The 18,459-nt window shown below is 76.4% G+C and carries 20 protein-coding genes and 2 tRNA genes; 7 read left to right on the top strand and 15 right to left on the bottom strand.

Annotated elements, in window-relative coordinates; genetic code table 11:
* Positions 1-23 precede the first annotated feature (23 nt).
* The 4 genes from H7K62_RS13690 to H7K62_RS13705 all read left to right on the top strand — a co-directional run bounded on the left by H7K62_RS13690 (position 24) and on the right by H7K62_RS13705 (position 4,486).
* Positions 24-2,429 carry a putative bifunctional diguanylate cyclase/phosphodiesterase gene (locus tag H7K62_RS13690; RefSeq protein ID WP_186719130.1) on the top strand — a complete coding sequence of 802 codons (2,406 nt, stop codon included), beginning with the start codon at positions 24-26 and terminating at the stop codon, positions 2,427-2,429.
* On the top strand, positions 2,426-2,752 hold the full coding sequence (locus H7K62_RS13695; RefSeq protein WP_222437597.1) for a metal-sensitive transcriptional regulator: 327 nt from the start codon (positions 2,426-2,428) through the stop codon (positions 2,750-2,752). Before H7K62_RS13690 ends, H7K62_RS13695 begins: the two co-directional genes overlap by 4 nt.
* A 79-nt stretch (positions 2,753-2,831) precedes the next feature.
* Positions 2,832-3,401, top strand: coding sequence for an isochorismatase family protein (locus H7K62_RS13700; RefSeq protein ID WP_186719132.1), 570 nt, complete (start codon positions 2,832-2,834; stop codon positions 3,399-3,401).
* Positions 3,401-4,486 (top strand): alpha/beta hydrolase, encoded by a 1,086-nt coding sequence (locus H7K62_RS13705; protein ID WP_186719134.1) that lies wholly within the window; start codon positions 3,401-3,403, stop codon positions 4,484-4,486. The genes H7K62_RS13700 and H7K62_RS13705 overlap by 1 nt, the downstream gene beginning before the upstream one ends.
* A gap of 45 nt (positions 4,487-4,531) precedes the next feature.
* Here H7K62_RS13705 and H7K62_RS13710 read toward each other — a convergent pair.
* From H7K62_RS13710 to H7K62_RS13725, 4 genes are all read right to left on the bottom strand, one after another.
* A tRNA-Lys gene (locus tag H7K62_RS13710) sits at positions 4,532-4,604 on the bottom strand.
* A 72-nt stretch (positions 4,605-4,676) separates the two neighbouring features.
* The gene (locus tag H7K62_RS13715) at positions 4,677-6,065 is read right to left on the bottom strand and encodes a cytochrome P450 (protein WP_186719136.1); all 1,389 of its coding nucleotides are present in this window, start codon (positions 6,063-6,065) and stop codon (positions 4,677-4,679) included.
* 41 nt (positions 6,066-6,106) lie between these two features.
* Entirely contained in the window at positions 6,107-6,403 is a 297-nt protein-coding gene (locus H7K62_RS13720; protein ID WP_186719246.1) for a GroES family chaperonin, read from the bottom strand.
* 144 nt (positions 6,404-6,547) lie between these two features.
* Positions 6,548-6,817 carry a DUF3618 domain-containing protein gene (locus H7K62_RS13725; RefSeq protein ID WP_186719139.1) on the bottom strand — a complete coding sequence of 90 codons (270 nt, stop codon included), beginning with the start codon at positions 6,815-6,817 and terminating at the stop codon, positions 6,548-6,550.
* Between the two features lie 98 nt (positions 6,818-6,915).
* Between H7K62_RS13725 and H7K62_RS13730 the strand changes: the two genes are divergently transcribed.
* Both H7K62_RS13730 and H7K62_RS13735 read left to right on the top strand, forming a co-directional pair.
* Entirely contained in the window at positions 6,916-7,386 is a 471-nt protein-coding gene (locus H7K62_RS13730; protein ID WP_186719141.1) for a peroxiredoxin, read from the top strand.
* Positions 7,387-7,421: 35 nt separating this feature from the next.
* Positions 7,422-7,506 (top strand) — tRNA-Leu (locus tag H7K62_RS13735).
* A gap of 39 nt (positions 7,507-7,545) precedes the next feature.
* Here H7K62_RS13735 and H7K62_RS13740 read toward each other — a convergent pair.
* From H7K62_RS13740 to clpS, 10 genes are all read right to left on the bottom strand, one after another.
* On the bottom strand, positions 7,546-8,730 hold the full coding sequence (locus tag H7K62_RS13740) for an acyltransferase family protein (protein WP_186719143.1): 1,185 nt from the start codon (positions 8,728-8,730) through the stop codon (positions 7,546-7,548).
* A gap of 157 nt (positions 8,731-8,887) precedes the next feature.
* Positions 8,888-9,604 (bottom strand): hypothetical protein, encoded by a 717-nt coding sequence (locus tag H7K62_RS13745; RefSeq protein WP_186719145.1) that lies wholly within the window; start codon positions 9,602-9,604, stop codon positions 8,888-8,890.
* Positions 9,605-9,728: 124 nt separating this feature from the next.
* Positions 9,729-11,366: a SpoIIE family protein phosphatase gene (locus H7K62_RS13750; protein ID WP_186719154.1), complete on the bottom strand. Its 1,638-nt coding sequence runs from the start codon at positions 11,364-11,366 to the stop codon at positions 9,729-9,731.
* Between the two features lie 187 nt (positions 11,367-11,553).
* A complete protein-coding gene (rdgB, locus tag H7K62_RS13755) occupies positions 11,554-12,180 on the bottom strand; it encodes an RdgB/HAM1 family non-canonical purine NTP pyrophosphatase (protein ID WP_186719252.1) in 627 nt (208 codons plus the stop codon).
* A 68-nt stretch (positions 12,181-12,248) separates the two neighbouring features.
* The gene (gene rph, locus H7K62_RS13760) at positions 12,249-12,980 is read right to left on the bottom strand and encodes a ribonuclease PH (protein WP_186719156.1); all 732 of its coding nucleotides are present in this window, start codon (positions 12,978-12,980) and stop codon (positions 12,249-12,251) included.
* A 37-nt stretch (positions 12,981-13,017) separates the two neighbouring features.
* A complete protein-coding gene (locus H7K62_RS13765) occupies positions 13,018-13,830 on the bottom strand; it encodes an MBL fold metallo-hydrolase (protein ID WP_186719158.1) in 813 nt (270 codons plus the stop codon).
* Between the two features lie 13 nt (positions 13,831-13,843).
* On the bottom strand, positions 13,844-14,713 hold the full coding sequence (gene murI, locus H7K62_RS13770) for a glutamate racemase (protein ID WP_186719160.1): 870 nt from the start codon (positions 14,711-14,713) through the stop codon (positions 13,844-13,846).
* Positions 14,714-14,733: 20 nt separating this feature from the next.
* Positions 14,734-15,738, bottom strand: a complete 1,005-nt coding sequence (locus H7K62_RS13775; RefSeq protein WP_186719162.1) for an alcohol dehydrogenase catalytic domain-containing protein — start codon at positions 15,736-15,738, stop codon at positions 14,734-14,736.
* Between the two features lie 77 nt (positions 15,739-15,815).
* A complete protein-coding gene (locus H7K62_RS13780) occupies positions 15,816-16,388 on the bottom strand; it encodes a DUF2017 domain-containing protein (RefSeq protein WP_186719164.1) in 573 nt (190 codons plus the stop codon).
* 3 nt (positions 16,389-16,391) lie between these two features.
* On the bottom strand, positions 16,392-16,715 hold the full coding sequence (clpS, locus tag H7K62_RS13785; protein WP_370591771.1) for an ATP-dependent Clp protease adapter ClpS: 324 nt from the start codon (positions 16,713-16,715) through the stop codon (positions 16,392-16,394).
* Between the two features lie 173 nt (positions 16,716-16,888).
* Here clpS and H7K62_RS13790 point away from each other — a divergent pair, with 173 nt between their 5' ends.
* Positions 16,889-18,139, top strand: a complete 1,251-nt coding sequence (locus H7K62_RS13790; RefSeq protein WP_370591776.1) for a nicotinate phosphoribosyltransferase — start codon at positions 16,889-16,891, stop codon at positions 18,137-18,139.
* Between the two features lie 66 nt (positions 18,140-18,205).
* On the opposite strand, the gene H7K62_RS13795 is transcribed toward H7K62_RS13790, so the two are convergent.
* The gene (locus tag H7K62_RS13795; protein ID WP_186719168.1) at positions 18,206-18,445 is read right to left on the bottom strand and encodes a hypothetical protein; all 240 of its coding nucleotides are present in this window, start codon (positions 18,443-18,445) and stop codon (positions 18,206-18,208) included.
* Positions 18,446-18,459: the final 14 nt, after the last annotated feature.

Here is an 18,459-nt window from a genome sequence, read left to right on the forward strand (position 1 = left end):
GTGGACGTGCCGATCTGACCCGCATGAGCAGGGCGGCCACCACCTCCGCGCCAGCGGGGGCGAGCGCGCGTGAGGCCGAGCTGGAGGCCGAGCTCGCCCTGTCCCGCCGCGAGGCCCTCGAGGCGCACAGCGCCGCGACCCGCGTGGTGCGCTGCCTCACCGCCATCGCCCAGCCCACCGCCACGCCGGAGGCCGTGCTGACGGCGGCCCTCGCCGCGATGGCGGAGGCCTTCGGCGCGGAGGTCGCCTGCCTGGTCCGCTCCGCGTGGGACTGCGGCAGCGGCGCACCCGTCCACGTCGCCTTCTCCCCCACCGGCGCCGCTCTCGGCAGCGGCCAGGAGCTGCACGGGCTGCCGCGGGAGCTGGCCCCCTGGGGGGCGGGCCTGCCGCGGGCCACCGGCTGGGCGGCCCCGACGCCGCTGCTCGTCGCCGGCAGCCCCGTGCGCTCCGGTGCGCGCCTGGTGCCGGACCCGGACGACCCCACCGCCGTCGCGGTGCTGCTGCTGCGCGCGGACCCCGCGCCCTTCTCCGACGTCGAGCTGGACCTGCTCGCCTCCCTCGCCGACCGCCTCCACAGCGCCGCGCGAGCCGCGGAGGGCCGCCGCTGCGCCGAGCTGCTGGCGCGCTCCGGAGCGCAGTGGGGCGGGCACCGCACGCCGCTGACCCCCGACGTCGCCGCCCTGCTGGCCGAGCTCACCGGCGCCACCTGGGCCGGGCTGCTGGAGACCACCGCGCAGGGCGGTGCCGTGCTGCGCGCGCAGGCGGGTCCCCTGGGCGGGACGGTCCCGCCCGGGTGGTCACCACCCTCCCCCGGCGGTGCCGGGGACACCCGGTCCCTGGTGGTCCACGACCTGGCCGCGGCCCCCGGCTCCCCCACCCCGGCCGTCCCGCCGGTCCCCGGCGCCGTCAGGTCCCTGCTGCACGTCCCGGTGGTCGTCGACGGTGCCGCCCAGGCCCTGCTCGTGGCCGTGCACGAGATCCCGGGCGCCTTCTCGGCCACGGTGGCGGAGGCCACCACCACGCTGGCCAGCTCGGTGGGCGCCACGCTGGTCACCTCGCGCCTGTACGAGGAGCTGGAGCGCAGCGAGGAGCGCTCGCGCCACCGCGCCACCCACGACGACCTCACGGGCCTGCCCAACCGCGCGGTGGTGCGGGCCCGACTCGAGGCGCTCCTCGCCGCCGGGGAGCCCGGCCCGCCGGACCGCGTCGGCGTGCTCTTCTGCGACCTCGACGACTTCAAGGTGGTCAACGACCGGCTCGGCCACGACGCCGGCGACCAGCTGCTGCGCGCCGTCGCCGGGCGCCTGTCCGCGGCGCTGCGCCCGGGCGACCTGCTGGCCCGCCTGGGCGGTGACGAGTTCGTCGTCGTCCTCGAGCGGGTCTCCTCCGCCGAGGAGGTGCAGGCCGTGGGCCTGCGCCTCCTCGAGGCCGTCACCGCGCCCTTCGAGCTGCTGGGCCCCAGCGGCAGTCCGGAGGTGGTGGCGGTGGGCGGCTGCTTCGGCGGAGCCGTGGGCGGTCGCGGCTCCGGTGCGGTGCAGCGGGCCTCCACGCTGCTGCGAGACGCGGACGCCGCGATGTACGAGGCCAAGCGGGCCGGCGGGCGCCGGGTCCGGACCTTCGACGACGCCGCCGCCCGTGCGCTGCACCGGCGCCTCGCCCTGGAGGCGGACCTGCCCGCGGCCGTCGCGTCAGGGGCGCTGCAGGTGCACCACCAGCCGGTCTGGGACCTCGTCGCGGACCGGGCCGTGGGCGTGGAGGCGCTGGTGCGCTGGGAGCACCCCGAGCAGGGGTGGGTCTCTCCGGACGTCTTCGTCCGGATCGCCGAGCGCACCGGCGAGGTGGTCGGGCTCGGCGCGCTCGTGCTGCGGCGCGCGTGCGCGGACCTGTCCGCCTGGGGGCCCGCCGCCGCCCACCTGCGGCTGTCGGTGAACGCCTCCCCCGTGGAGCTGCGGCTGCCCGGCTACGCCGCCGGTGTGCTGGAGGTGCTGGCCGGGCACGGGATCGCCCCGACCCGGCTGGCGGTGGAGGTCACCGAGGGCCTGCCGCTGGACGGTCCCGAGGTGGTGCAGGTGGAGCTGCTGCGCGCCGCCGGGGTGGCGGTGCTGGTGGACGACTTCGGGGTCAGCCACTCCGACCTCGCCCGGCTCAAGACGATGCCCGTGGACGGGCTCAAGATCGACAGGTCGCTCGTGGCGGGCCTCACCACCTCCCCGGACGCGGACCCGCTCGACGCGGCCTTCGTCGAGGCCATCCTCGTGCTGGCCCGCGCCGGCGGGCTCGCGGTGGTCGCCGAGGGCGTGGAGACCACCGAGCAGCGCGACGCGCTGGTGGCGCTCGGCTGCCGCACGGCGCAGGGCTGGCTGACGGGGCGGCCCGTGCCCGCCGACCTGGTGCCGCGGGCGCTGGGGCTCACGGGCCAGACCGGCTGACACCCCCCGGGGGTACCGTTCGCCCCGTGGAGGAGGAAGCGCAGCACGGGTACTCGCACGCCAAGGAGGCGCACCTCAAGCGGCTGCGCCGCATCGAGGGGCAGGTCCGGGGCCTGCAGCGCATGGTCGACGAGGACCAGTACTGCATCGACGTGCTCACCCAGGTGTCAGCCGCCACCAAGGCGCTGCAGCAGGTGGCGCTCGGGCTGCTCGAGGAGCACCTGTCCCACTGCGTGGTCGACGCCGCCCGGCGCGGTGGCCCCGAGGCCGAGGAGAAGGTCCGCGAGGCCTCCGCGGCCATCGCCCGCCTCGTCCGCTCCTGACCCGCCCGGCCGCTGCAGGGTGTCAGCGGCCAGGGCTAGCGTTCCCGCCACGAGACGCACACCGAGGTGGGGAGAGTCCATGACCGCGCTGGAGGACCGTCCGGGCACCGCGCTGCTGGTCGTCGACGTGCAGGCCGACGTCGTCGGCGGGGCACTGCGGCGTGACGAGGTGGTGAGCGCCATCGCCGGCCTCGTCGAGCGCGCCCGCTCCGAGGGCGTCCCGGTCGTGTGGGTGCAGCACTCCGACGAGGGCCTGCCCGAGGGCAGCGACGGGTGGCGGATCGTCGAGGAGCTGCAGCCCGCCGGTGGCGAGCCCGTCGTGCACAAGCGCTACGGCGACAGCTTCGAGGCCACGGACCTCGAGGAGGTGCTGGCGCAGCGGCGGGTGGGCCGGCTCGTGGTGACCGGCGCCGAGACCGACGCCTGCATCCGCTCCACCCTCCACGGCGCCTTCACGCGCGGCTACGACGTCACGCTCGTCGCGGACGCGCACACCGCAGGCGACAAGACCGCCTGGGGCGCCCCGCCGGTGGCCGACGTCGTCGCGCACACCAACCTCTACTGGCAGTTCCAGCGAGCGCCCGGCCGCACCGCTGAGGTCGTCCCCGCTGCGGACGTCTCGCTGGGGTCCGGCGCGGCGGGAGCGTGATGACCCGACGCGGCCTGCTGGCCGTCTCGGCGGCCGCGGGGTCCGCGGTGCTGGCCGCCTGCGGCTCGACCAGCACCCCGTCGCCCCCACCGACGACGACGCCCGCGACGTCGGCAGCTCCGCCGCCGCCCACGAGCAGCCCCCCGCCCACCGGCGCCACCACGGGCCAGGGGCCGCGGGTGCTCACCGACCTGCCCTACGCGGCGGCGGTGGAGCGGGCGCACCTGGTGGACCTCTACCTGCCGGACCCCTCGGTCACGCCCGGCCCGTGGCCGGTGGTGCTCTTCTTCCCCGGATCGGCCTGGCGCAGCGGTGACGCCAAGGGCGGTCCCACCGAGCTGTCCGGCGGGACGACCGCGGCGCTGCTGGCGCAGCGGTGGGGGCCGGCGGGGTTCGCCGTGGCGGGCGTCAACGTGCGCAGCAGCGCGCAGGCGGTCTTCCCCGGCCCGCTGCACGACGCGAAGGCCGCGGTGCGGTACCTGCGCTCGCGCGCGGCCGAGCTGGGCCTCGACCCCGCCCGCTTCGCCACGATGGGGACCAGCAGCGGCGGGTGGTGCGCGTCCATGACCGGGCTGGTCAGCGGCGTGGCCGACCTCGAGGGCGCTGACCTGGGCCACGCCGACCAGAGCAGCGCGGTGCAGGCCGTGGTGGACCTCTTCGGCCCCACCGACTTCACGGCCATGGACTCCCAGCTCGTGCCCGGGGGCCAGACCCACGACGGCGCCGACTCCGCAGAGTCCGCGCTCATGGGCTTCCCGATCCAGTCCGATCCCGAGGCCACCCACCGCGCGGACCCGACCCGGTACGTCACCGCTGGCAGCCCCCCGCTGTGGGTCGCCCACGGCACCGCGGACGAGCTGGTGCCGCCCGGCCAGTCCGAGCTGCTCTTCGCCGCGTGCGAGCGCGCGGGCGCCAGCGCCACGCTCACCCTCGTGGCCGGGGCGGGGCACACCGACGCCTACCTCGCGAACGGCGCCCCCGACCGCGAGGTCCGCACCACCCGCGCCGGCCGGACCTCCAGCGGCACCGATCCCGACCCCACCTACGACGCCGTGCTCGCGTTCCTGCGGAGCGCCCTGGGCTGACGACGACGAAGGGCCCGGCCTGCTGGCCGGGCCCTTCGACTGCTGTGCGCCCCCTGGGACTTGAACCCAGAACCCGCGGATTAAGAGTCCGCTGCTCTGCCAATTGAGCTAGAAGCGCGTGGTGCGGAGAACACACTACCAGCCCTGCGCCGGTGCGCACCGAGGGGTGCCCAGCCGGAGCAGCGCGGGGTCAGCGCGGCTCGAGGCGCAGCACCAGACCGTCCCGGGCCCGCAGCGTCACCAGGGCCTCGAGCACGGGCTCACGTCCGGGGACGGGACGCACGGCGCGGTCGCGCAGCAGCGCGGCCAGCACCAGCACCGCCTCCGTGAGGGCGAAGTCCCGTCCGATGCACAGCCGCGCTCCGGCGCCGAACGGCAGGTAGGCGCCGCGCGGCACCTCCGGGCCCTCCCCGGTGAACCGGCCCGGGTCGAAGCGCTCGGGGTCCGCGTGGGCGTCAGCGCGCCGCTGCAGCAGCCACGGGCTGACGATCACCAGGGTGCCGGCGGGCACGGACACGCCGTCCACGACGTCGTCGGACTCCGAGCGGCGGGTGACCACCCACGCGGGCGGGTAGAGCCGCAGCGACTCGTCCACCACGGCGCGGGTCCACGTGAGCTCGCGCAGGTCCTCCCAGGTCGGCGCCCGCAGCGCGGCCGGACCAGCCGGGTCCGCCGGGTCCGCCGGGTCTCCCGGGTCTCCAGGGCCGCCGAGGACGCGGTCCAGCTCGTCGTGCACCCGCTCCTGGGCCCGTGGGTGCTGCGCCAGCAGGTGCAGGGTCCACGTGAGGCAGGAGGCGACCGTCTCGTGGCCGGCGATGACCATGGTGACCAGTTCCCCGCGCACGGCCTCCGGGGGCAGCCGGCCCTCGTCGACGGCAGCGAGCAGGAGGCCCAGCAGGTCCTCCCCGAGCTCCCCGGCGGCGCGGCGGCGCGCCACCACCCGCTCGACCACCTCGTCCATGACGCGGTTGGCGCGGCGCAGGCGGCGCCGCGAGGGCGTGGGCAGCCAGCCCGGCACAGGCGTGCGGGCCCGGGAGACCACCACGCCGAGGGCCTCCAGGACGGCGGCGACCACGCGCTCGCCGTCGTCGACGCCCTCCGCGGTGACGTCACCGCCGAAGAGGGTGCGGCCCACCACCTCGAGCGTCGCCTGCAGGGCCGCGGCGTCGACGTCGACGAGACCGCCGCCGGCCGCGTCCCAGCGGGAGCGCAGGCGCTCGGCGGCCGCCACGGACTGCTCCGCGACGGCGACCAGGCCAGAGCGGTGGAACGCCGGCTGCGCCACGCGGCGCGCCTCGCGCCAGGCGCTGCCGTCGCTGGTGAGCAGGCCGCTGCCGGTGACCAGCGACAGCGCCCCGTACTGGACGGTGCGCTTGCTCCAGTTCCCCGCGTTCTCCACCAGCACGCGGCGCGCCCCCGCGACGGTGTTGACCAGCAGGACGGGGGTGCGCGGCAGGGGGAAGGCCACGTGGTCGCCCCAGCGCTGCACGGCGCCGCGCAGGTAGCCCAGCGGGTCCCGGCGGATGCCCAGCAGGTCGCGCAGCATGTCCCGCGGCAGGGGTCCCGGTGCGTCCAGCACCGTGTAGCGCGCGTTGGGGCGGGCGGCGCCCGGCTGCGCGCTCAGAGGTACAGGCCGGTGGAGCCGGCCTCCACGCGGGGAGCGGCCACGGCGTGCAGGTCGCGCTCGCGCAGCAGCACGTAGTCGCGCCCTGACAGCTCCACCTCGGCGCGGTCCTCCGGGTCGAAGAGCACCCGGTCCCCCAGCTGCACCTGCCGGACGTGCTGGCCGACGGCCGCCACCTCGCCCCAGGAGAGGCGCTTGCCGACGGCGGCCGTGGCGGGGATGACGATGCCGGAGCCTGAGCGGCGCTCACCGGCCTCGCGGTCCAGGGCCACCAGCACCCGGTCGTGCAGCATCCGGATCGGCAGGCGCCCGTCGTCGCCGGTGGCGGCGGGTCCGGCGGCGGGTCCAGTGGGCGGGCTCGCGGGCGTGGTGCTCACCCGCCGACGCTACCGCCGGCGGGTGAGCCCCCAGGACCGCCGTCCACAGGTCAGGGGGCGTCAGTGGCGGCGCTTGACCGCCAGGCCCGTGAACAGGCCCACCACCGCGACGACGGCCCCGCCGACGGCGGCCAGCCGCTCGACGCGCAGCGCGCCGTCACCGTCGAGCACCAGCTCCTTGGCCTTCGTCTTCGCGCTCTCCACGCCCTGCTGCGCCAGCGCCTTCGGCGCGACACGGGCGGCGAGCTCGTCGACGGTGGCGGCGAGGTGCTGCTGGTGGAGGCTGATCTCGCGCTCGAGGCGCGCGGGCTCGTCGGGCGGGACGCTCATGGTCGGGACGCTAGTGGCAACAGCGACCCGCGGCAGCCCCGGCCCACCTGCTCGGACGCGTCATCGCCCGACCGGGCCGCGTCCGTTAGCCTCGGCGCGTGGCCGATCGCCTCGAGCCGGGTGACCTCGCCCCGGACTTCACGCTCCCCGCGACGCACGGCGGCAGCTGGACGCTCTCCGAGCACCGCGGCCGCTCCGTCGTCGTCTACTTCTACCCCGCGGCGGGCACGCCGGGCTGCACCACGCAGGCCTGCGACTTCCGCGACAACCTCGGCTCCCTGGGCGCCGCGGGCTACGACGTGGTGGGGGTCTCCCCCGACCCGCTGCCCAAGCTCGAGGCGTGGTCGGCCGAGGAGCAGCTGCCCTTCCCGCTCGCCAGCGACACCGAGCGCGGCGTGGTCCAGCGCTGGGGCGCGTGGGGCGAGAAGACGATGTACGGCAAGACCACCACCGGCCTCCTGCGGTCCACCGTCGTGGTCGGCCCGGACGGTGTGGTGACGCACGCGTCCTACAACGTCAAGGCCACCGGCCACGTGGCGCGGCTGCGCAAGGAGCTCGGCGTCGACTGACCCACCAGCACCCCGCCGGTGCGCCGGCGGGGTGGGCGCGAGTGGTGAAACTGGCAGCCACGCAGGGTTTAGGTCCCTGTGCCTCCGGGCGTGCGGGTTCGAGTCCCGCCTCGCGCACCAGACCCCCGCGGACCGGCCGCGTCAGCGTGGTCAGCGTGGTCAGCGCTCGCGCTGCGGCGTCCGGACCGCCACCGGCAGCGCGGGCTCCCGCAGGTCCACCACCAGCGGCTGGGCCGCAGCCGTCCGGCCCACCGGGCCCCGGCGCGCCAGCCTCATCGCAGGGGCCTCCACGACGACGAAGGACGCCCAGGCGACCGGCGTCACGACCACCAGCGCGACCAGCACGAAGACCAGCGGCGGGACGTGCCGGTGCAGGCCCGCGGCCACCAGCAGCTGCTGGACGGCGAAGCCGTACACGTACACCCCGTAGGACAGGTCCCGACGGGCCCCGACCCGCGCCAGCGGCAGCACGACCGAGGCGGCGAGCAGCAGGAGGGTCAGCGGGAGCGCGGCCAGCGGACCGGCTGTGCCGGTGATCACGACCCCGGCCAGGACGACGGCGGAGACGCCGGAGGCAGCGCCGAGAGGCAGGCGGTGTGAGAGCAGCAGGAGCACCGCACCCGCCATGAACGCACTCACCATCTGCAGCGGGCGCTCGAGCACCGCGGGCCCGGGCTGCCCCAGCGCGTGGAGCACCGCGGCCAGGGCCGTCGTCGCCCCGAAGGCTGCCACGACGGCCGGCGTCAGCAGCCGTCGCGGCAGGAGGCTGACCCCCACTCCGACGAGCAGGTAGCACCCCGCCTCCCAGAACAGGGTCCACAGGGAGCCGTTCAGCGCCGGGTAGGGCGCACCGGACAGGACCGCGCCGATGCTGGGCTGCACCAGGCCGGGAGGGGCGTACGGGTACAGGGCAGCGTTCCGCACCACGTAGGTCGCGGCGCTCGCCGCGTCCCACCCGCCCGTCCCGAGCACGGCGATCACCGGGGCGACGACGAACGCGGTGACCACGAGGCAGACGGCGAAACCCGGCACGATCCGCAGAGCCCGGGCCAGGTAGTACCGGCCCGCGCTGGTCCGCAGCCGGCTCCCCGTGATGAGGAACCCCGACAGGCCGAAGAACCCCAGCACCGCCCAGGCGCCGAGGTTGGCGCCCCCCAGCTGCGGCTCGTCGCCGTACCCGCCGAGCACCCACGTGTGCGAGACGATCACCACCACGGCCAGCGCGAGGCGGATGGCGTTCAGCGCGTTGCGGCGCGGGTCGAAGCGGTCGGCGAGCGCAGCTCGCCGGGCCGACGGAGCCCCGCACCGGGGCGTGGGCACCGCGGCGGACCCGGGCTCGCGCATCTCGACCTGCTCTCGCTGTCGTCGGCCGTGCCCCGAGCCCGTGACGCAGCGCCGGAGCAGTCCCGAGAGACGCTACGGGTGACACCCGTGGGCGATGTCCGGTTCGCACCGATCCGCTGACCCCCGCGCGAGGGCCACCGCCCTCGTCGGGGCGGTCTCAGGCGGCCAGGCGCACCACGTCGTCGAGGTAGCACTCCAGCTCGCCCTGGGTGCTGCCCGCCGCTCCCTGCACGTCGATCACCGCGGTGGCGCCGGGGGCGACCTGCGCGACCTGGCCCGCCGCCCGTCCGACGACGTTCCCCTCGAGGTCGTCGAAGCCGACGGCCACCGTGTACGAGGCCGGTGCGCCCGTGGAGTTGGTGACCGTCACCGAAGCCGTCAGGGCGCCGGCGTCGTCCTGCTGGCAGGTGTCCAGGACGGCGTCGTCCCAGGCCTGCGCACCACCAGCGGCCCCCGTCTCCTCAGTGGGCCCCGTCTGCTGGTCCGCGTCCTGTGCCGGGTCCTGTGCCGGGTCCGCGGTGACAGCCGGGTCCGCCGTGGGAGCTGCGTCCGCGCCCTGCGCCGACACCACTGGGTCCTCGGTCACCGCAGGGGCGCTCGTGGCGCCCCAGAGCAGGGAGGCGCCGAGCACGAGCACCACGGCGGTCGCGACCGCGCTCAGGCCGCTCACGACCACGCCCGCCACGGCCAGACCTCGGCCGGCCTTGCCGCCGGGTCGGGTGTGCAGGATGCCGACGATCGACGCGACCAGGCCCACCGGCCAGAACACGAAGGCGGCGACCAGCCCCACCACCGCGGCCACCGAGGTCGCGCCGCGGGCAGGCGCCCCCGGCGCGGGGGCGGTGGGGTCGGGCTGCTCGAGGTCAGTGGACACGGGTCTCCTCAGGGGTGTTCACACGCGGCTGGGCGCCGCCTGTGGATCTTCTGGGGGATCGTGGCAGAGGAGCTCCCGGGGCCAGTCCGGCCCAGCGCCGTGCGGGCGGGCGCGCAGCGCTGCGTCAGCGGTCCGCTACGACGCGCAGCGCCAGCAGGGCGACGTCGTCCTCGGGCTCCGCGGGCAGCACGCGCGCGAGGACGGCGTCGCACAGCTCCTCCAGGGGCAGGTGCCCCTCGGCCTCCAGCGCGGCCCGCAGCTCCTCCAGGCCCACGTCCAGCGACGTGCCGCGGCGCTCCACCAGCCCGTCGGTGAACAGGAGCACGGTGCTGCCGAGGGGCAGCTCGGTCGTCCTCTCGCGGCGGGTGGTGGCCGGGTCGATGCCCAGCAGCAGGTCGGTGTCGGCGTCCTCCAGCACCACCGCGGTGCCGTCCGGTCGGCGCAGCAGCGGCGGCGGGTGGCCGGCGTTGGACCAGACCAGGCGGCGCGGCGCGTCCGCGGGGACGCCGTCGCAGCCCGGGCGCGGGTCGAGCCGGGCGACGACAGCCGTGGCCGAGGTGGCCAGCTCCAGGCCCTCGACCGCCTCGTCCACGCACGTCAGCACGCGCGCGGGCCGGTGCCCGGTGGCGTGCGCGATACCGCGCACCAGCCCCCGGACCTGCCCCATCGCCGCCGCCGCGCGGGAGTCGTGCCCGATGACGTCCCCGATGACCAGCACGGTGCTGCCGTCGCGCTGGCGGAAGGCGTCGTACCAGTCCCCGCCGATCCTCGCCTCGACGGCGGCGCTCACGTAGCGGACGGCCAGCTCGACGCCGGGCGGGCTCGGCGGGGCGGTGAGGAGGCTGCGCTGCAGCGCGGAGCTCAGCTCCGCCTGCTCCCCGTAGAGGCGCGCGTTGTCGAGCGCGAGCCCCGCGCGGCGCGCCACCTCGCGGGCGGTGTCGAGCTCGGCGTCGGTGCGCACGGCCGCCGGGTCGGTGCGGACCAGCGCCATCGCCCCGAGGGTGCGTCCCGCGGCGCTGAGCGGCACCACCAGCACCGACGCCGGGGCGAGCACCTCCAGGAGGGCGCGGGCGTCGTCGTCGCCCACCCAGTCCTGCAGGGGCGGGAGGGCGGGGACGAACACCTCGCGCCCGGTGCGCAGGCAGACCGCGATCGCGGCCTCGCGGCTCATGGTGGCCGCCTGGTAGCTGGCGTAGCGCTCCAGGACCGGGTCGAGCTCGGGGTCGCGGTGGGCGAAGCCCAGCGTGCGCCGCAGCCGGCCCGTCTGGACCAGCGTGACCGTGCACCAGTCCGCCAGCTCGGGCACCACGAGGTGCGCAAGCTCCCCCACGGCGATGCCCTGGTCGGAGCCGTGCGCGAGGAGCTCGCTGACGGCCCCGAGCAGCTCCAGGCGCCGCACGGTGCGGACCAGCTCCTCCTGGGCGCGGCGCCGCTCGGTGACGTCGATGAGGTGCACGTGGAGCACGTCGCCCTCGGGCACCACGTGCACCGACAGCCACCTCTGGACGGTGGTGCCCCAGGCCTCGAAGGCCAGCGGTGAGCCCGTGCGGCGCGCCTCGGCGTAGGCCGGGCCGAAGTCGTGGTCGCGCGAGTGGGGGAAGAAGTCCCACAGCGACCTGCCGAGGACCTGCTCGCGCGGCACCCCGATGAGGGCCTCCGCGGGCCGGTTCATGCCGGTGACGCGGTCCTGGGGGTCGAGCCGGACCCACGACGGCGCGACGGCGTCGGGGAGGTCGTCAGGACCGTGGTGCTGGTCGGGCACGCCGCCTCCTCCCAGTCGTCGGTGCGGTCGTCGGTGCGGTCGTCGGTGCGGTCGTCGGTGCGGTCGTCGGTGCGGTCGTCGGTGCGGTGGTCGTGCCGTGACGACGCGGGGCCCCCGGGAACCGACCCATCCTGCCAGCGCGGGGCTCACCAGCGCCCCAGGTCCGACCGTACGGCCGAACGGCGCCTCAGCCGGCGGCGGCGCGGACGGCCCGCACCAGGTGGGGCGCCAGCGCCCGGAACGCCTGGCCGCGGTGGCTGACGGCGTCCTTCTGCTGCGGCGACAGCTCCGCGCAGCTGACCTGCGAGCCCACCGGCACGAGCACCGGGTCGTACCCGAAGCCGCCCGCCCCGCGCGGCTCCCGCGCCAGGGTCCCGCGCAGCTCACCCAGCTCCACGTGCTCCTGGCCGTGCGGGGTCACCAGCGCGGCGGCGCACACGAAGGCCGCGCCGCGGTGCTCGTCCGGGACGTCGGCGACCTGGGCCAGCAGCAGCGCCAGGTTGGCGGCGTCGTCGCCGTGGCGGCCGGCCCACCGGGCGGAGAAGATCCCCGGCGCGCCGCCGAGGACGTCGACGGCGATGCCCGAGTCGTCGGCGACGGCCAGCAGCCCGGTGGCGGCGGCCACCGCACGGGCCTTGAGCAGGGCGTTGCCGGAGAAGGTCACCTCCGTCTCGGGGACCTCGGGGACCTCCGGCAGCGACGGGTCGCCCACGGCGAGCAGCTCCACCCGCACGCCGGCGGGCAGCTGCGGCGCGAGGATGGCGCGCAGCTCCCCGACCTTGTGGGCGTTGCGCGTGGCGAGCACCACGCGCACCGGCCCGTCGTCGTGGTGGCCGTGCTCGCGGTCGGCTGCAGCACCGCCGCCCTCCCCCGGCGCCCCGCTCACAGCCCCAGGGCCTCGCGCTGCAGGCGCGTCAGCTCGGCGCAGCCGCCGGCCGCCAGCTCGAGCAGGGCGTCCAGCTCGGCCTTGGCGAACGGCTCCCCCTCGGCGGTCCCCTGCACCTCCACGAACCGCCCGTCGCCGGTCATGACGACGTTCATGTCGGTCTGGGCGCGGACGTCCTCGACGTACTCCAGGTCGAGCACCGGCTGGCCCCGGTCGATGCCCACGCTGACCGCGGCCACGGAGCCGCGCAGCGGGTCCTTGCGCACGAGACCCTTCTCCCGCGCCCAGGTCACTGCGTCGTGCAGGGCCACGTAGGCGCCGGTGATGGCGGCCGTGCGCGTGCCGCCGTCCGCCTGCAGCACGTCGCAGTCGAGGACCACGGTGTTCTCGCCGAGCTTGGTCACGTCCACGGCGGCGCGCAGCGAGCGGCCCACCAGGCGGCTGATCTCCTGCGTGCGCCCGCCGACCTTGCCCTTGACGGACTCGCGGTCGCTGCGGGTGTTCGTGGCGCGCGGCAGCATGGCGTACTCGGCGGTCACCCACCCGGAGCCGCTGCCCTTCTTCCAGCGCGGCACGCCCTCGGTGAGCGAGGCGACGCAGAGGACCTTCGTGCGACCGAACTCCACCAGGACGCTGCCCTCGCCGGCCTCCAGGTAGCGGCGCGTGATGGTCACGTCGCGGAGCTGGTCGGGACGTCGTCCACCGGGCCTGCTGGTGCTCTCAGCCATGCTCCCGAGCCTAGGACCCGCCCCCGACAGGCCCGGCTCAGAGGTGGTGGACGGCGCCGGGGCGGGCAAGGTCGGCGGGGCCGTCGAAGCGCGACCGGAGCTCGGCGAGCACCGCGCCGGGGTCGGCCCAGGGCGTCAGGTGCGTCGCCAGCACCGACCGCGCACCGGCACGGGCGGCGACGTCCCCGGCCCGGGCGCCCGAGAGGTGGATGCCCCGCTCGAAGGGCAGGTCGTCGGTGAAGCTGGCCTCGGTGAGCAGGAGGTCGGCGTCGGCGGCGAGGTGGTCCAGGCCCGAGCAGTCGTCGGTGTCGCCGGTGTAGGCGAGCACCGCGGTGGCACCACCGCCGGCCTCGGCCGGGCCGGTGACCCGCAGGCCGTACGCCTCCACCGGGTGCTCCACCAGCACCGGCTCCACGGTGAACGGCCCCACCTGCACCGGCGCCCGGTCCGCCCAGGCGCCGACGGCGAACTGCTCGGTCATGCCGGGACCGTCCTCGGGGAGGTCGTAGGCGCGCGCCAGCCGCCCGGCCGCACCGGTGGGTGCCCACAGCGGCATCGGCGCCCGCGGCTCGCCGCGGTGCGCGGCGGGGCCGTGCTTGATCGCCACGTAGAGCGAGCAGGCGTCGAGGCAGTGGTCGGCGTGCAGGTGCGAGAGCAGCACGGCGTCCAGCGCGGTGAGGTCGCCGCCGGGCAGGTGCCGCTGCAGCGGCCCCGAGGCGCCGCTGCCGAGGTCCAGCACCACCCGCCAGGTGCGCCCGTCCGCGGGGTCGTCGGCTTCCAGCAGGTAGCAGGACGCCGGGGAGTCCGGCCCCGGCACGGACCCCGAGCAGCCGATGACGGTCAGCCTCACGTCGTGTCCCCCTCTAGCGGTGGCGCGCCAGCGGCGCGGTGATCTTGGGCAGCAGCCCGGTGTGGAGGACCGTGTGGTGGCGCTCGGCCCGCAGCTGCGCCGGCGCCGCCGTCCCCAGGAACCGGCGCGCCAGCACCGCGAAGCGCTCCGGGTCGGCCGTGGTGAGCCAGCGGTGCTGCGGCTCGGGGAACCCGTCGGGGCGCAGCGCGTCCGCCGCGGTCAGCTCGCGGTAGACCGCCTTGGCGGTCTCCTCGGCGCTGGAGACCAGCGTGACGCCGTCCCCCATGACGTAGGAGATGACCCCGGTGAGCAGCGGGTAGTGCGTGCAGCCCAGCACGAGGGTGTCCACCCCGGCCGCCTGCACCGGCGCCAGCTGCTCGCGCGCCGCCTCCACCAGCTCCGGCCCCGACGTCACGCCCGCCTCGACGAAGTCGACGAAGCGCGGGCACGGCGTCGTCGTCGTCGTGATCCCCGGTGCGGCGGCGAAGGCGTCGGCGTAGGCGCCGGACGTGGCGGTGGCGGCGGTGCAGATGACGCCCACGCGCCCGGTCCGGGTGCTCGCGACGGCCCGGCGCACGGCTGGGCGGATGACCTCGACCACCGGCACCGAGTACCGCTCGCGCGCGTCGTGCAGCACCGCGGCACTGGCCGTGTTGCACGCGATGACCAGCAGCTTCACCCCTGACGACACCAGCTCGTCGAGGCACTCCAGCGCGTAGGCGCGCACGTGCGCGAGCGGACGCGGGCCGTACGGGGCGCGCGCGGTGTCCCCGAGGTAGACCACCGCCTCACCGGGCAGCTGGTCGAGGACCGCGCGCGCCACCGTCAGGCCGCCGACGCCGGAGTCGAAGATGCCGATGGGCGCGGCGGGGCCTGGGTGCACGACGGCAGGCTAGGCCGACCTCAGGCCGTGAGCACCATCCGGAAGCGCGGGCGGCCCGCCATCATCGCGTCGAAGGCGTCCTGCGCGTCCTCCAGGGGCGCCTCCTCCACCATGGGCTTCACCCCGGTCAGCGCGGCGAAGCGCAGCGCGTCCTCGGAGTCCTTCGAGGTGCCGGACGCGTGCCCGGCCACCGTGCGGCTGCCGAGGATGAGGTTGACGGCGTCCAGCGCCAGCGGCTGCTCCGGCACTCCGACCACCACGAGGCGCCCGCGCGGGCGCAGCCCGGCGGCGGTGCCGGCGATCGCCTCGGCGTCGGTGACGGTGGCGAGCACCGCCGCGGCGCCGCCCAGGCGCTGCAGCGCCCCGGCCACGCCGCCCTCGCCGGCGGCGGTGGAGTCGACGTAGTGGTGGGCGCCGAGGCGCTCGGCGAACTCGCCCTTCTCGGCGCCGCGGGCCACCGCGACCACCTCGAAGCCCATCTTGGCGGCGAACTGCACGCCCAGGTGGCCGAGCCCGCCGAGCCCGATGACGGCCACGAGGTCGCCCGCGAGCGCCCCGGAGGTGCGCAGGCCGTGGAAGGTGGTGACCCCGGCGCACATGAGCGGCGCGGCCTCGGCGTCGGTGAGGCCGTCGGGCACCGCGGCGAGGGCGTCGGCGGGAGCCAGCACGTGGTCGGCGTAGCCGCCGTCGAAGGACAGGCCGGTCACCCGCCCCTCGACGCAGGAGATGAGGTCACCGCGGCGGCAGGGGTCGCAGCGGTAGCAGGCGCCGCCGAACCAGCCGATGCCCACGCGCTGGCCGACCTGCCACTGCGGCACGTCCTCACCGACCGCCTCGACCCGCCCGGCGACCTCGTGGCCGGGCACGCGGGGGAAGCCGCCCATGCCGCCCACCGCCATGGCGTCGCTGTGGCAGACGCCGCACGCCGCGACGCGCACCAGCACCTGCCCCCGCCCGGGAGTGGGCGCCTCCCGCTCCACCAGCTGGAGGCCGGAGTCCTGACCGCTGACCTGGATCGCTCGCACGCGACCGTTCTACTCGCTCGCGGCGGTGTCGGCGCGCCGAGCCGGACGGGGCAGGACGACGACGCAGACGGGTCCCGTCAGCGCCCGGCGCGGCCGCCGCGCGCGGTCAGCGCCGCCACCAGCGACTCCTGCAGCCAGGTGAGGAAGTCGTACACCGACGCCATCCACACGCGCGGGTCCTCCGGGGTCCGCGCGGCGGCCTCGGCGAGCACCAGCTCGGCGTCGTCGTCGGTGCGCAGGCCCAGCCGCTCGGCCAGCACCAGGCGGACGTCGGTGAGCGAGACGAGCCAGGCGTGCGCCTCCTCGGGGTCGAGCACGAGGGCGCCCTCCCGCTCGAGGGTGGTGCGCACCCGCGCGAGGGACTCACGCTTGCGGGCCCGCAGGCCCTTCTCGGTGAGGCGGCGGAACTCCCGGGCGGCGTCGGGGTCGTCCGTGGCGCCCTGCGGCAGCAGGCGCGCCACCGCGGGGTCCGCCGGCGGCGTGGTGGGCCCGCCGGTGCCCGCGAGCGCCTCGAGGGGGTCATCGACGGGGGCGGACCCGTCGTCGAGGAGCTCGGCGACCTCGCCCATGAGCCCGGCCAGGAGGGCGCGCTCGTCGTCGTCGAGGGTCGCGCTGACCCCGCGGCGGGTGCTCTCGAAGCGGCGTGCCACGTCTCAGGAGTCCTTCGCGAAGGTGGCCCACAGCCCGTAGGCGTGCATGGCCTCGGTGTCGCGCTCCATCTCCTCGCGGGTGCCGCTGGAGACGACGGCGCGGCCGGCCTCGTGGACGTCGCGCATGAGCTTCTCGGCCTTCTCCTTGGGGTGGCCGAAGTACGTCTGGAAGACGTAGGTCACGTACGACATGAGGTTGACGGGGTCGTTCCACACGATGGTGACCCAGGGCTTGGCCAGCTCGCCGTCGGGCGCCTCGACGCGCTCCTCGGCCTCGGCGGGGGCGACGCTCGCGACGAACGCCCCGTGTGCCGCGAGTGCCGGCACTGGCAGTAGACGGATCATCACCGTGCGTCCGTCCGGTGGGTGCTCACGCGCCCCCATCCTACGGTGAGCCCGTGGAGACGACCCCGCCCAGCACCCTCGCCAGCGCTCTGCACGGCGCTCTGCCCGGCGCTCTGCCCAGCACGGCGCTGCTCACCGACGCGTACGAGCTGACCATGCTGGAGTCCGCGCTGCGCAGCGGTGCCGCGCAGCGGCACTGCACCTTCGAGGTGTTCGCCCGGCGCCTGCCCGACGGCCGCCGCTACGGCGTGGTGGCGGGCACCGCCCGCGTGCTCGACGCGCTGGAGCGGTTCCGGTTCGACGAGCCGGTGCTGGACGCGCTGCGCGCCGCCGGCCGCCTCTCCCCCGAGACCCTCGAGCACCTGGCCGGCTGGCGCTTCACCGGCGACGTGGACGGCTACGCCGAGGGCGAGGTGTACTTCCCCGGCTCGCCGGTGCTGACGGTGACGGGCACCTTCGAGGAGGCGGTGGTGCTGGAGACGCTGGTGCTGGCCGTCCTCAACCACGACTCCGCCGTCGCCTCCGCCGCCGCGCGCATGGCGGTCTCGGCCGGGGACCGCCCGATCATCGAGATGGGCAGTCGCCGCACCCACGAGGAGGCCGCGGTGGCCTCCGCGCGCGCCGCCTACCTGGCCGGCTTCGCCTCCACCTCCAACCTCGAGGCGGGCCGCCGCTACGGGGTGCCCACGTCGGGCACGTCCGCGCACGCGTTCACGCTGCTGCACGACTCCGAGGAGGCGGCGTTCCGCGCGCAGGTCGCGGCCCTGGGCACCGGCACCACGCTGCTGGTGGACACCTACGACATCCGCGCCGGCGTCGAGACCGCGGTGCGGGTGGCGGGACCGGAGCTGGGCGCGGTGCGCATCGACTCCGGCGACCTGGCCGTGCTCGCCGTCCAGGTGCGCCAGCAGCTCGACTCCCTGGGCGCCACGGGCACGCGCATCGTGCTGTCGGGAGACCTCGACGAGTTCGGCATCGCCGCGCTGCGCGCCGCTCCCGTCGACGCCTACGGCGTGGGCACCTCGGTGGTGCAGGGCTCGGGCTCCCCCACGGCCGGGATGGTCTACAAGCTGGTGGAGGTCGACGGGCGCCCGGTGGCCAAGCGCTCGGAGTCGAAGGCGAGCCACGGCGGCCGCAAGTGGGCCGTGCGCCGCCACCGCAGCTCGGGCACCGCCACCGAGGAGGTCGTCAGCGCCGGCGGTCCGCCGCCGGCGGAGCCCGGTGACCGCCCGTTGCAGGTGCCGCTGGTGCGCGCCGGCGAGCGCGTGGGGGCGCCGTCCAGCGGTGACGGGCTCAGCGCCGCCCGCGAGCACCTGGGCGAGGTGCTGGTCAGCCTGCCGTGGGAGGGACTGGCCCTGTCCAAGGGAGACCCGGCGGTGCCGACCCGCGTGCTGCCGCCGGTCTGACCCTCACCGGACCAGGAGGCCGCCCGCCGACGACGTCGGTGGCGGCGGTGGCGGCGCGGCGGCGGGTCAGTGGGCTGCGCCGCCGCGCCCGAGCGGCTCGGACTGGGGCAGGCCGGCCTGCACGCGGGCGACCCGCTCCTCCTGCCGGCGCTTGGCGGCGATGCGCGCCGAGGCCACCAGGCCGATCGCGATGAGCACGATGCCCGTGAACTTGGCGATGTTGTGCGCCGTCGAGACCTCGCCGTTGAGCAGGCCGAGGAACACCAGCACCGAACCGACACCCATGAGCGAGTAAGCGATGGCCACGGGCTGATCCTGCC

The organism is Quadrisphaera sp. RL12-1S (genome assembly GCF_014270065.1).
Classification (GTDB): Bacteria; Actinomycetota; Actinomycetes; order Actinomycetales; family Quadrisphaeraceae; genus Quadrisphaera.

Excerpts from the sequence above, each read along its gene's own strand:
- H7K62_RS13705 (WP_186719134.1), top strand. The coding sequence starts at position 3,401 with ATGACCCGACGCGGCCTGCTGGCCGTCTCGGCGGCCGCGGGGTCCGCG.
- H7K62_RS13700 (WP_186719132.1), top strand. The coding sequence starts at position 2,832 with ATGACCGCGCTGGAGGACCGTCCGGGCACCGCGCTGCTGGTCGTCGAC.
- H7K62_RS13790 (WP_370591776.1), top strand. The coding sequence starts at position 16,889 with ATGCTGGAGTCCGCGCTGCGCAGCGGTGCCGCGCAGCGGCACTGCACC.
- H7K62_RS13740 (WP_186719143.1), bottom strand. The coding sequence starts at position 8,730 with ATGCGCGAGCCCGGGTCCGCCGCGGTGCCCACGCCCCGGTGCGGGGCT.
- H7K62_RS13725 (WP_186719139.1), bottom strand. The coding sequence starts at position 6,817 with ATGAGCGTCCCGCCCGACGAGCCCGCGCGCCTCGAGCGCGAGATCAGC.
- H7K62_RS13720 (WP_186719246.1), bottom strand. The coding sequence starts at position 6,403 with ATGCTGCACGACCGGGTGCTGGTGGCCCTGGACCGCGAGGCCGGTGAG.
- rph (WP_186719156.1), bottom strand. The coding sequence starts at position 12,980 with ATGGCTGAGAGCACCAGCAGGCCCGGTGGACGACGTCCCGACCAGCTC.
- H7K62_RS13690 (WP_186719130.1), top strand. The coding sequence starts at position 24 with ATGAGCAGGGCGGCCACCACCTCCGCGCCAGCGGGGGCGAGCGCGCGT.